Origin of the sequence: Agromyces sp. ISL-38 (assembly GCF_018613935.1) — a bacterium.
Lineage (GTDB): Bacteria > Actinomycetota > Actinomycetes > Actinomycetales > Microbacteriaceae > Agromyces.
Genome location: NZ_JAGGPF010000001.1, coordinates 367,079 through 379,444, shown reverse-complemented (window position 1 = coordinate 379,444; position 12,366 = coordinate 367,079). Strand labels below are relative to the sequence as shown.

12 protein-coding genes are annotated in these 12,366 nt (G+C 67.5%); 6 read left to right on the top strand and 6 right to left on the bottom strand.

What is annotated here, in order from left to right; all coding sequences use genetic code 11:
* Positions 1–44 precede the first annotated feature (44 nt).
* Positions 45–635: a hypothetical protein gene (locus J7E25_RS01835; protein WP_214867368.1), complete on the bottom strand. Its 591-nt coding sequence runs from the start codon at positions 633–635 to the stop codon at positions 45–47.
* Positions 636–758: 123 nt separating this feature from the next.
* On the opposite strand from J7E25_RS01835, the gene J7E25_RS01830 reads away from it, so the two are divergent.
* Positions 759–1,094, top strand: coding sequence for a metalloregulator ArsR/SmtB family transcription factor (locus tag J7E25_RS01830; RefSeq protein ID WP_214867366.1), 336 nt, complete (start codon positions 759–761; stop codon positions 1,092–1,094).
* Complete coding sequence (locus tag J7E25_RS01825; protein ID WP_214867364.1) at positions 1,091–1,573, top strand: SRPBCC domain-containing protein; 483 nt, start codon at positions 1,091–1,093, stop codon at positions 1,571–1,573. The genes J7E25_RS01830 and J7E25_RS01825 overlap by 4 nt, the downstream gene beginning before the upstream one ends.
* A 98-nt stretch (positions 1,574–1,671) precedes the next feature.
* Here J7E25_RS01825 and J7E25_RS01820 read toward each other — a convergent pair whose 3' ends face one another.
* Positions 1,672–3,384 (bottom strand): cellulase family glycosylhydrolase, encoded by a 1,713-nt coding sequence (locus J7E25_RS01820; protein WP_251038699.1) that lies wholly within the window; start codon positions 3,382–3,384, stop codon positions 1,672–1,674.
* Positions 3,385–3,673: 289 nt separating this feature from the next.
* On the opposite strand from J7E25_RS01820, the gene J7E25_RS01815 reads away from it, so the two are divergent.
* Positions 3,674–4,531: a carbohydrate kinase family protein gene (locus J7E25_RS01815; protein ID WP_308164305.1), complete on the top strand. Its 858-nt coding sequence runs from the start codon at positions 3,674–3,676 to the stop codon at positions 4,529–4,531.
* A gap of 26 nt (positions 4,532–4,557) precedes the next feature.
* Here J7E25_RS01815 and J7E25_RS01810 read toward each other — a convergent pair whose 3' ends face one another.
* From J7E25_RS01810 to J7E25_RS01795, 4 genes are all read right to left on the bottom strand, one after another.
* Positions 4,558–6,342 (bottom strand): beta-galactosidase family protein, encoded by a 1,785-nt coding sequence (locus tag J7E25_RS01810; RefSeq protein ID WP_214867362.1) that lies wholly within the window; start codon positions 6,340–6,342, stop codon positions 4,558–4,560.
* A 130-nt stretch (positions 6,343–6,472) separates the two neighbouring features.
* Complete coding sequence (locus tag J7E25_RS01805; protein ID WP_214867360.1) at positions 6,473–7,822, bottom strand: ABC transporter substrate-binding protein; 1,350 nt, start codon at positions 7,820–7,822, stop codon at positions 6,473–6,475.
* A gap of 103 nt (positions 7,823–7,925) precedes the next feature.
* Complete coding sequence (locus J7E25_RS01800) at positions 7,926–8,813, bottom strand: carbohydrate ABC transporter permease (protein WP_214867358.1); 888 nt, start codon at positions 8,811–8,813, stop codon at positions 7,926–7,928.
* Entirely contained in the window at positions 8,810–9,763 is a 954-nt protein-coding gene (locus J7E25_RS01795; RefSeq protein WP_214867356.1) for a carbohydrate ABC transporter permease, read from the bottom strand. The genes J7E25_RS01800 and J7E25_RS01795 overlap by 4 nt, the downstream gene beginning before the upstream one ends.
* Positions 9,764–9,850: 87 nt before the next feature.
* Here J7E25_RS01795 and J7E25_RS01790 point away from each other — a divergent pair, with 87 nt between their 5' ends.
* From J7E25_RS01790 to J7E25_RS01780, 3 genes are all read left to right on the top strand, one after another.
* On the top strand, positions 9,851–10,912 hold the full coding sequence (locus J7E25_RS01790; protein ID WP_251038698.1) for a LacI family DNA-binding transcriptional regulator: 1,062 nt from the start codon (positions 9,851–9,853) through the stop codon (positions 10,910–10,912).
* A gap of 100 nt (positions 10,913–11,012) precedes the next feature.
* Positions 11,013–11,354, top strand: coding sequence for a cupin domain-containing protein (locus J7E25_RS01785; RefSeq protein ID WP_214867354.1), 342 nt, complete (start codon positions 11,013–11,015; stop codon positions 11,352–11,354).
* 66 nt (positions 11,355–11,420) lie between these two features.
* Positions 11,421–12,326, top strand: coding sequence for an LLM class flavin-dependent oxidoreductase (locus J7E25_RS01780; RefSeq protein WP_214867352.1), 906 nt, complete (start codon positions 11,421–11,423; stop codon positions 12,324–12,326).
* Positions 12,327–12,366: the final 40 nt, after the last annotated feature.

Below are 12,366 nucleotides of genomic sequence, written 5' to 3'. Positions count from 1 at the left end.
TCGTGGCGGGCTGCGGTGCGATGCGCGTCGGGCTTCGCCCGGCGCTACTCAACCACCGGGAGCCGCTCGACCATCGTGACCTGCAGGCCGTCGAGCGCATCGTGCACCGCCGGCTTCGTCTTGCCGCAGCCGTCGCGCGGATAGTGCACGGGCACGAACCCACCGGATCGGGCCTCGAGCCAGAGCGGCGGCACCATCTCCATGTCGGCAGTGCACATGAGCCCCTCGGGTGGCACGTCATCGGCCACCGCGAGGGCTTCGAGCAGCGGCCCGAGGTCGCCTTCGAAGCGTTCGACCAGCCAGAAGACCTCCATCTCGTCGCCGGCCTCACCAGGCTCGCCGAATTCGACGGAACAGCGAACGGCAGCAGTTGCCTCGAACCCCTCGGGTACCCGGCCAGGCACCGGAATCGACGGGTCGGCGGTGGGCTCCTCCGCGTTCGGCAGCAGGGAGCTCGGCTCCGACTGGCAGTCGATGGCCTCATGGAGCTGGGCCTCGGGGCGGTCGGGCGCGTTCGCTCCAGGGCCGTCGGGTGCATTCTGCGCGCAGCCGCTCGCCAGGAGCCCGGCGAGGACCGCGAGGGTCGCGAAGCCAAGGCCACGACGTCGGCCGTGATCGCTCGTCATGCTCGTCATGTCGTCTCCATCCCGAAGGTGCCCTTACCCTCTGAGACGTGCGACGGCCGGAAAACGTTGGGTCGGAACTCGACCATCGGGGCATCATTGAACTTCCGGGTTCAGTGTCATATACTGAACCACATGGTTCAGCAACAGACATTGGATCGGGCGTTCGCGGCCCTCGCCGACGAGACCCGCCGCGGCATCCTGACCCGGCTCGGAGACGGGCCTGCCACGATCACCGAGCTCGCCGAGCCCTCGGGCATGACGCTCACCGGCATCCGGAAGCACGTCGACGTGCTCGAGGCCGCGGGCCTCGTCACCACCGAGAAGGTCGGCCGGGTTCGGCAGGTCCAGCTCGGCACCGAGCGTTTGGACGACGCCATGGCATGGATCACCTTCTACCAGCGGCTCTGGGAGCGTCGACTCGACGGTCTCGAGGCCTACTTCACCCTCAGGAAAGGAATGGAATCATGAGCGAGACCGAGTCCGGTCAGTCGACGCAGACCGACGAGACCATCGGCCTGCGGATGACGCGGCAACTGCCCGCCACACCCGAGGAGGTCTTCGACGCCTACACCGACGCTGAGAAGCAGAAGATCTGGTATCCGATCCTCGATGTGGAGCCGAGCATCGTCGAGATCGAGGTCGACCTGCGCGTCGGCGGCAAGCAGACCGCCGTATGGGGGCCCGACCGCGACACCCTGTTCCGCGAGACCCAGACCTTCCTCGAGATCGACCGCCCGCACCGACTCGTCACCGAGTCGAGCGGCAGCGACCCGAGCGGCGCCACCATGTCGACCAGGGTCGAGGTCACCTTCGAGGCGCTCGACGGCGGCACCCTCGTGACCGTCGAGCAGACGGGGTTCCCGACGCCCGAGATCCGCGACTTCTTCCAGACCGAAGCGTGGGTCGGCGCATTCGACCGCATCGAGGCGTACCTCACGCGCGCCTGAAGTGGATCATCGGAGGACTGCAACAGCATGCGTGGCACGGTCCGGAAATGCCCTTGGGGCGGTGCGTTGCTCGCACCGCCCCAAGAGTTTTTCGTGTGTCAGGCGACGCCGGTGACGGCCGTGCCGTCGCGGGTCACCGTGAACTCGAGGGTCTTGCCGCTCCAGAAGTGGAACGTCAGGGACACCGGCGAGCCGTCCGTGATGCTGTTCAGGTACCGCTTCGTCAGTTCGATGGTCCCGCCCTCGTAGTCCGGCTTGAAATCGTCCCAGAACTCCGGGAAGATCGTCCAGTTGTGGTACCCGGCCCCGGTGCCGTCAGCGTAGACGGACTCCATCGTGGCCAGCCGGTCGCCGTTGAACGCCGCCGGGATCAGCAGCGAATCGGTGGCGCCGGTGGCGCCTTCGATGACCGGGTCCTCTGAGCTGATCACGTTGAGCTTCCACGGCATGCCGTCGGAGAAGCGGACCTTCAGCTGCGCGGTGGTGCCGACCTCGCGGTCGCCGAGGATGCGCTTCAGCAGCTTGGCCTTGAGTGTCAGCGTGGTGCCCTCGAGCGTGTAGTCCGGCCCGGGCTTCAGCGTGCTGTTCCCGAAGCGGAGGTCCTTGAACTCGAGGTCATTCAGGTTCAGCGTGACCGACTTGTCCGTGACCTTGTCCGAGGCGTCGACGAACACGAGGTCGGACGAGGCGGTGGCTGAGCGCGTGGTCCAGGCAGTGGAGATGTAGTCGAACTGCTCTTGGTCGCGCCACACGCGCTTGTAGCGGTCGAAGTGCGTGCCGTTGTCCCACCACATTGTCGTGATGCCCGTGGTGCGGGCGAGGTAGCCGAAGTGCTCGAAGAACTTCAGAGATTCGCCACGCTCGACCTTGTTCTCGGAGTTGTCGAGCAGGCCGTACTCCCCGATGATGACCGGGACGCCCTTGGAGACGAAGGTGTCGACCTGGCTCTGGAAGTTCTCCACCAGCAGGTCCTGGACCTCTTCGTTGTACGTCGTGTACCCGGCGACATTGACGCTGAAGGGCCAGAAGCTGTAGTTGTGGGTGGTGGCCGCCAGCATCGGGTCGTCGAGTGCCACGATCTCGGCGGCGAGCGCGTCCATGTCGCCCTGGTCGGCCCCGGTATGGAGTGTCGGCAGAACCAGCAGGCGGTCGGCGTTGTTGCCGCCGGAGGGGCGCACGATCTCGTGGAATGAGCTGTTCAGCTCGGCCATGAGCAGGTGGTCAGCTTCCGACCCGCCGGACCAGGTGCCATCGAAGCCCACCTCGTTGACCGGCTCGAACACCAGCTCCTGCGGGTAGTCCTTGAAGGTGTCCGCGATCTGGGTCCAGGTTGCGGTGTACTGGGCCATGACCTCGTCGTGCTTCTCTGGCTTGGCCAAGTTCGTGATCCACTGCCATGAGTCATGGTGCGTGTTGATCATGACGTAGAGGTTCGCGTCGAGCGCCATATCGACGACCTCTTGCACGCGATCCATGGTCTCGGGCTCGACGATGTAGTCGGGCGCCGGGCCGGTGTGGTTGCCCCAGCTGACTGGGATGCGGACCGAGTTGAAGCCTTCGGCCTTGATGTCCTGGAAAAAGGTGTTGTCGACGCGCGGGTTGCCCCACGCGGTCTCGTCATCGCCCTCGCCGCAGCACATGGCGTCGAGGGTGTTGCCGAGGTTCCAGCCCGGCTGCATCGCCGCGACGAGCTCCTGAGCGGACAACTGGGCGGTGTCGGCATCTTCCTGGGCCTGCGCTGTGGTCGGCAGGGCCACCATGGCAAGTGCGAGTGAGGCTGCGACGAGCAGTTTCGAAGTTCTGCGTATCAACGGACGTCATTCCTTCCATCGCGCCAGGGACTGGCTGCGTCGGTGCAGCAGGTGGCGCGCTCCCTAGAGAGAGTGGCAATATTCGCACGCATATGTCAACCAAAGATTGGACCTCTGACGCACGAGAATCGGGCATTTCCGGGATGATCGCGCGCTCATTCTGGCGTTGACCGGGTATTCATACGATCTTAAGTCGGTGAAGCGCTTCGATAACAAAACCCTGGTGACGGTGGGCTGCGGCAGGATGGAGCGGCACCATCCGAACGCCACGCACCTAGGAGCGCAACCGGTGACCGAGCACGTCTTCATCGCCGGGCCCGCCGCCTGGAATCGCATCGTCTACCTCGACCGACTGCCCGAGCCGGTGCCGCACATGCAGTTCGCCCTCGACGACTACGAGACCGTCGGCGGCACCTCGGTTGGCAAGGCGCTCGGGCTCGTCGGCCTCGGCCGCCGCGTCACGCTGCACCTGCTGCTGGGCCGCGACCCCGACGGTGCACGGCTCCGCGGCTTGCTCGAGGCCGCCGGCGTTGAGCTGCTCGCCGAAGACAGCCCCGCAACCGAACGGCATCTCAACCTGATGACCCCGGCGGGCGAGCGCGTGTCGCTGTACCTGTCGACTCCCGGCGATCCGGCCGAGGGCCCCGGCCCGGCGGTCGGGTCCGCGATGACGGATGCCTCGGCCATCGTGCTCGATCTCGGCGAACGCTCTCGCCGGCTCATCCCCGCAGCGCGCGCGACCGGTCGCCCGATCTGGACCGACATCCACGACTACGACGGCGAAGCCGACTTCCATCGCCCGTTCATCGAAGCCGCCGACGCGATCTTCATGAACGCCGACCGCATCGGCGACCCGCAGCCGTTCATGGAGCGCTGCATCCGCAGCGGGGCCCGACTCGTCGTATGCACCCTCGGCGAGAGCGGAGCGATCGCGGTCGACGAGCGGATGACGCTCCACCAGGTCGCGGCGGAGCCCGTCGACGTGCGCGATACCAACGGCGCCGGCGACGCGTTCATGGCCGGCGTGCTCGATGCGACGCTCGATGGCGCCGAGCTGCCCGACGCCTTGCGGGCGGGAGCCCGGCACGCTGCATCCGTACTCGTGACCCGGCACCTGCATCCGAGCCTCGACGCGCTGCTCGCCTGACGGCGAGCCACCGCGCTGTTGCCGCGCTACACCTCGGTGTGGCCGAGGCTCGGTCGGTCGACGAAGCTCGCGCTCGCGCCGGTGAACACGTCGAGCTCGAGCACGACGAGCTCGTTCACGCCGTCGCGCGTCGCGGGGCTCGGCACGTACAGCGTCTGCTGCGGCCCGCGGCGCCAGTAGCGGCCGAGCGCGAAGCCGTTGATCCACGCGAATCCCTTGCCCCATGCGCTCGTGTCGAGGAAGAGGTCGGCCGCCTCGTCGAGGGTGAAGCTCGCGCGCGCGATGACGGGACCTGCGACGGGCGCGGCAGGTGCGACCGCCGCGGCAGGAAGGAAGCCACCGACGGACGACGGGGTCGCGAGTCCCGGCACGCGTTCGAGATCGAGCGGGGTCACGCTCCAACCGGTGATCGGAACACCGTCGAGTGATGCGCCGCCGATGAGCCCCTTCTCCTCGCCGATCCGCGTGCCGTAGTCGACCCGGCCCTGGTCTTCGACGAGCACGGTCAGCTCACCCCGGGTGGCCGGGAGCGCGAGCACTCGCTCGTGCGCATCGCGTGAGAGCACGCCGACCGGCACGCCGTCGAGGAACAGCCATGCGCGATCGCGCACCTCGCCGAAGCTCAGGATGCCGGCCCCGCCGTCGCCCTCGAGGCGGGTGCGGAACAGCGCGAGCCCGCGGTCGTGGTGGAGCTCGTCGAAGGTCGGCAGCTCGTCGTGCTCCCGCCGCTCGCCGAGCTGCGCGTCGACCGCGAGCAGCGAGGCGGTGAGCTCGAGCGGCACGTCGAAGGCCGGGGCGGGAGCGGATGCCGCAGGCTCCTCCTCGGGTACGGGCGCGTACTTCGCGATCACGTCGCGGAAGGCGAAGTACTTCTCGGTCGGGCGACCAGCCTCGTCGAGCGGGGCGTCGTAGTCGTACGACGTCGTGATCGGCACGTAGCGGCCCTTGTGGTTGGCGCCATTCGTGAGGCCGAAGTTCGTGCCGCCGTGGAACATGTAGAGATTGACCGAGCCGCCGACAACGAGGAGCGCGTCGAGGTCGGATGCCGACTGCTCGGCCGACGTGGTGTGGTGGTGGGTGCCCCAGCTGTCGAACCAGCCGTCCCAGAACTCCATGCACATGAGCGGGCCTGTCGGCTGGAACTCGCGGAGCGTCGCCATCCGCTCGACGGAACGCGAGCCGAACGAAACGGTCATGTGCAAGCCGGGAAGCCTTCCGGCTTCGAGCATCTCGGGCACCGGCTGGTCGATCGTCGTCAACGGCAGGGTGATGCCCGACTCGCGGGTCACCCGCACGAGTGCGGTGAGGTAGTCCTTGTCGTCGCCGTAGGCGCCGTATTCGTTCTCGATCTGCACGAGCACGACCGGTCCGCCGTGCTGCACCTGCAGCGGCGCCACGATCTCGTAGACCTGACGGAGGTACTCCGTGACGGCGTCGAGGTAGGTGGGCTCCGAGCTGCGCGGGCGAACTGCGGCATCGCGCAGCAGCCAGGCCGGCAGGCCGCCGTTGTCCCACTCGGCGCAGATGTAGGGGCCGGGTCGCACGATCGCGTGCATTCCCTCGGCCGCTATGAGCGAGAGGTAGCGACCCAGGTCGAGCCCGCCGTCGGTGATGAACTCGCCCCGACGCGGTGCATGGGCGTTCCAGGCGACGTACGTCTCGATCGTGTTGAGTCCCATGAGCCGGGCCTTGCGGATGCGATCGGCCCACTGGTCGGGGTGCACGCGGAAGTAGTGCATCGCTCCGGAGATGATCCGGTGCGGTTTCCCGTCGAGCAGGAAGTCGTCCGCTCCGATTGAGAACTCTGGCATGAGGCTATGTTGCCTTCCGTGTGGTGGGCGAACGTGTGCGGGCCGGTTTCCCGGCCCGCACACGTCGGACTGCGGCGATCAGCCGCGGCGATGAACGGCGCCGGTCAACGGCTCCGATCGGCTGCGATGATCAGCCCTTGACGTCGAAGCCCTGCTCGTTGCCGTAGTCGACGAGCTGCTTCTGCCAGGTGGCGAGTCCGGCATTGAGGTCGGACTTGTTCGCGTAGGCCTGGCCCACGGTGTCGCCGAAGATGCTGTTGGCGTACACCTGGTAGGGCAGGTACGACCAACCGGGCAGAACGTCGCTTGCCGCCTGTGTCAGCACCTCGTTGATCTTCTGGCCACCGAAGTACTCCGACTCCTGATTCACGAAGTCCTCCGATTCGAGCTCGGCGACCGTCGACGGGAACCCGCCGCTCTCGCCGAAGATCTTGATCGACTCGGGGTCGCTGTTGAGCCACTCGAGGAAGGCCGCGGCGAGCGCCGGGTTCTTGCTCTGCTTCAGCACGGCTTGGCCGCCGCCGCCGTTCTCGGCGGACACGGGCTCGCCGTCGTACGTCGGGATCGGCGCGACTCGCCAGTCGCCGGCGGCGTCGGGAACGCTCGACTCGAGCACGCCCGGCATCCACGCACCGACCACGAGGCTTGCGATCGTGCCGTCACCGAGACCCTTGAACCACTCGTCGCTCCAGCCCGGGATGTCGGAGAGCAGGTCCTTCTCGAGCAGCTGGTTCCACGTGTCGGCCCACTTGGCGCTGCCTTCGTCGGCGAGGTCGACAGTGATGTCAGCGCCGTCGACGTCGAACGGGTGGCCGCCGGCCTGCCAGATCATGCTGGTCGCGAAGCCGGAGTCGCCCGTGTCGGAGGTGATGTACTTCGTCGGGTCTGCAGCGTGCAGCTGCTCACCGGCGGCGATGTACTCGTCCCACGTCGTCGGCACGGCGATGCCGAACTGGTCGAACACCGTGGCGTTGTAGAACAGCGCCATGGGACCCGAGTCCTGTGGGAGGCCGTAGAGCTTGCCGTCGATGTTGACGGAACCCCAGGTCGAGGCGGTGTACTGGTCTTCGAGCTCGTCGAGGCCGTAGGCGGAGAGGTCGAGCAGCGAGTCAGAGAGTGCGAACTGCGGCATCGCGTAGTACTCGATCTGCGCCACGTCGGGGGCGCCCGAGCCGGCCTTGATCGCGTTCTGGAGCTTCGTGTACTCCTCGGTGTTGGTGCCGGCGTTCACGAGCTTCACGTCGACCTTGGGGTAGGCCTTCTCGAAGGCCGCGACCTGGGCCTCGGCCGAGGGGGTCCAGCTCCAGTAGGTGATCGTGCCGCCCGCTTCGAGGGCTGCCTCGAGGTCGGATGCCGAGCCCTCTGCGGTGCCGGCGCCGGCCTGGGGTGCACAGGCGACGAGCGCGCCGCCCAGGGCGGCGACGGTGACGACGGCAGTGGCGATCCGGCGGAAGCCGGACCTGCTGCGCTTGGTGGTCATGGTGTTCCTTTCACTTCGTTGTAATCGGTGATCGTGATATCGGGTGTTCGGTGCAGGACGCGCCGGGTGAGAGGGATGGTGCTCGGCAAGACAGCGCCTCTCGTCACTGCTTGACGCTTCCGGCGCTCAGGCCCGACTGCCAGTACCGCTGCAGCACGAGGAAGGCGACGACGATGGGGACGATCGTGAGCAACGATCCGGTGAGCACGAGGTTGTAGATCGGATCCGCGGCGGCACCCGTGGCCTGGTCGTTCCACTGGTCGAGACCGACCGTGAGCGGATACCACGCGGGGTCGCTCAGCATGATGAGCGGGAGGAAGTAGTTGTTCCACGTCGCCACGACGGTGAAGAGCAGCACCGTGACGATGCCCGGCGCGAGGAGCCGGATCGAGATCGTGAAGAACGTGCGGAACTCCCCCGCGCCGTCCATGCGTGCCGCCTCGAGGAGCTCCGTCGGAACGGAGTCGACCGCATAGACCCAGATGAGGTAGAGGCCGAACGGGCTGATGAGCGACGGGATGATGATCGCCCACGGCGTGTTCGTGAGTCCGAGCTGGCTGAACATGAGGAACGTCGGCACGGCGAGCGCGGTGCCTGGGATCGCGATCGCACCGAGCACGATGGCGAACACCGCCCGGCGGCCCGGGAACCGGAACTTCGCGAGGCCGTAGCCGGCCACCGTCGCGAGGAGGGTCGCCCCGCCGGCGCCCAGCACGACGTAGAGCAGCGTGTTGCCGAGCCAGCGCACGAAGATTCCGTCGCGGTAGGTGAGCGTCTCGACGATGTTCTGGCCGAGCACGAACTCGTCGCCGAACCACAGGCCGAACGTCGTGAAGAGGTCGGCCTGGGTCTTGCTGGCGTTGATCACGAGCCAGAGGAGCGGCACGAGCGTGTAGATGAGGAAGACCGACATCAGCACGGTGAGCGTGATCGACTTGCGGGTGCGCGGGCTGGCGTTGCGGGGTGCACCCGCGTACGCGATGCGGCTCATCGTTCTTCCTTTCGCGACCCGCGCAGCTGCACAACGTAGGCGATCACTGCGGTGATCAGGCCCATCACGATCGCAACGGTCGCCGAGTAGTTGTACTGCTGCCCCGAGAACGACAGGTTGTAGGCGTACATGTTCGGGGTGAAGAAGGTGGTGATGATGTTCGGCGCCAGGGGCTTCAGGATGTTCGGCTCGTTGAAGAGCTGGAAGCTGCCGATGATCGAGAAGATCGTCGAGATGACGATCGCGCCGCGGAGGGCGGGAATCTTGATGCCCGTGATCACCCGGAACGGGCCCGCCCCGTCGAGCTCGGCCGCTTCGTAGAGCTCGGTGGGGATGGTGCGCAGCGCCGCGTAGAAGATCAGCATGTTGTAGCCGACGAACTCCCACGTGACGATGTTGCCGATCGAGGCGAGGATCCACTCGCGCGCGAACGGTGTGATCGCCTCGAATCCGAGCAGGTCGTTGATGTTCGCCGCGAGGCCGAAGTTGCCGCCGTAGATGAACCCCCACATGAGCACGGCCACGACCCCGGGCACGGCGTAGGGCAGGAAGATCACGATGCGGAAGAACCCGGCGACGTGCAGCCGCGCGCTGTCGATGGCGAGCGCTGCGGCGAGGGCCATCAGGAGCATGATCGGCACCTGCACGACCAGGAAGAGCAGCACCCGCAGGAAGGACTCCCAGAACTGCGTGTCGGTGAACACCTCGCCGAAGTTCTCGAGACCCACGAACGCGTTGCCCCCCATGAGCTGCTCGCGGAAGAGGCTGAGGTAGACCGCGTAGACGATCGGTGCGATGAACACCAGCACGAACACCGCCATGAAGGGGCCCACGAACGCCCAGCCGCGCCAGTCGAGGCGGGCCTTCACCTTGCGGCCAGGGGTCGGGGCGCCGTGCACTTTGCTCGGGCTGGGGGCCGCCGGGGCATCCAGTTTCGACAACGTCGTCATTTCGCTCTCTCGGGCTCGGGCTATGTTCACGTAAACATGAGTCCAGCGACTGTAGCATGTTGACGTAACCATCACCAAGGGGGACCGATGACCGTTGCCGATGAGGCCACCGACGCAGGCCAGCCGCGCCGGCGGAGTCCTTCGATGGCGGATGTCGCGCGCGAAGCAGGCGTGTCGGGCCAGACCGTCTCACGCGTCTCGACGGGCCGGCCCAACGTCGACGAAGACACCCGCAACCGAGTGCTCGCGGCGATGCGCAAGCTCGGATACCGGCCGAACAGTGCCGCTCGAGCCCTGCGCTCGGGCCACTTCCGCAACCTCGGCGTCATCATGTTCACGCTGTCGTCGTTCGGCAACATGCGCACGCTCGACTCCATCGCCGTCGCCGCGGCGGCGGCCGGCTACTCGATCACGCTCATCCCGGTGCAGCACCCGACGCAAGGGGAGGTGACCGTCGCGTTCAGTCGATTGAGCGAGCAGGCCGTCGACGGCGTGATGATCATCATCGAGGCGCATGCCCTCGACGAGGCCGACATCGAGCTACCGCCAGGGCTCCCGGTCGTCGTGGTCGACTCGAGTGCCCGCTACCAATACCCCGTCGTCGACACCGACCAGGCCGAGGGCGCGCGGCTCGCGACCGAGCACCTCCTCGACCTCGGTCACCACACCGTGTGGCACATCTCGGGCCCGGTGCACTCCTATTCCGCCGAGCGGCGGCGCAATTCGTGGGCCGAGACGCTCGCGGCCCACGGGCGCCCCGTTCCCGACGTCATCGTCGGCGATTGGTCGTCGGATGCCGGCTACCGCGCGGGCCTCGAACTGGCCGCGCGTCCCGAGGTCACCGCGATCTTCGCCGCCAACGACCAGATGGCGCTCGGCGTACTCCGCGCGCTGCACGAGCGCGGCCGGGCGGTTCCCGGCGACGTGAGCGTCGTGGGCTTCGACGACATGGAGGAGTCGAAGAGCTTCTGGCCGCCGCTCACGACCGTGCACCAGAGCTTCGAGGAGGTCGGACGGCACACCGTCAGCCAGCTCATCGAGGAGATCGAGGGCGCTCCCCCCTCGTCGGTGAGCGTGCTGGTGCCGACCGAGCTGGTCGTTCGGGCGAGCTCCGGGCCGGCGCCGCGGCATCCGATCACCGACGCCTAGCCTGACCCCGCGCACGTTGCGCCAGCGGCACTCCGGACACCTCTGGACCGCGCCTCCCGCAGCGCGGTAGCGTGTGCGCGTCAAGCTCTGGAGGTCAGCGATGTCCATCTATCAGCGCACCGGCGACCAGCCCGACGACCTCGGCTGGAACGAGAGCATCGAGGGTGTCGCCCTCGGCTCCGAGGTCTCGGTGATCCTCATGCACACGTCCAGGCCGGGCGCCGGGCCTCGGCTGCACCGGCATCCGTATTCCGAGACCTTCGTCGTGCGCCGGGGCCGCGCCATGTTCACGGTGGGCGACGAGCGGCTCGAGGCCCACGGCGGGCAGGTGCTCGTGGTGCCCGCACTCACCCCGCACAAGTTCGAGGTGATCGGTGGCGAGCCGTTCGTGTCGACGAACATCCACGCGAACCCGACCTTCGAGACGGAGTGGCTGGAGTAGAACGCAGGCCCACCCTGTTGTAAGGGGCGAGAACAGCCTTCGAACCCGGCACAGGACGGAGCACGGATGACCGACTACGGGCACGACCTGATCTTCGGCACGTTCATCACGCCGATGCACGAGAGCGCCGAGCAGGTGGTGCAGGCGGCGCAGCACGCGGAGCGGGCGGGACTCGACCTCGTGACGTTCCAGGACCACCCCTACCAGCGGCGGTTCCTCGACACGTGGACCCTGCTGAGCTACGTCGCCGCTCGCACGCATCGCGTGCGACTCGCGGGCGACGTGCTGAACCTGCCGCTGCGGCCGCCCGCGGTGCTCGCGAAGTCGGTCGCGAGCCTCGACGTGCTGAGCGGCGGGCGCGTCGAGCTGGGGCTCGGCGCGGGTGGCTTCTGGGACGCCATCGAGGCGTACGGCGGCCGGCGGCTCTCCCCCGGCCAGGCCGTGAACGCGCTCGGCGAGGCCATCGACGTGATCCGCGCCATCTGGGACGTCGACGCGCGTGAGGCGACCTCGATCCGCGGCGAGTACTACCGGCTGGTGGGCGCGAAGCGCGGCCCGGCGCCGGCGCATCCGATCGAGATCTGGCTCGGTGCCTACAAGCCGCGGATGCTGCGACTGACGGGCACGAAGGCCGACGGCTGGCTCCCCTCGATAGGTCGCATGAGCATCGAGGAGATCGTGAAGGCGAACGAGACGATCGACGAGGCGGCGACCGCCGCGGGCCGGGATCCGCGACACCTGCGCCGGCTCGCCAACATCATCGGGCAGTTCGGGCCGACGAGCCCGCGGCTGCTGTCGGGGCCACCCGAGCAGTGGGTCGAGCAGCTCACCGCCTTGACGCTCGAGCACGGCTTCTCGGGCTACATCCTCGCTGGAGACAACACCGGCGACTACGACCGCATCGGCCAGGAGGTCATCCCGGCGGTGCGGGAGCTGGTCGCCGACGAGCGCCGACGAAGCGTGGCATCCTGACGCCGCGGGTCGAGACGACGCTTCGCGGCTCCTCAACCCG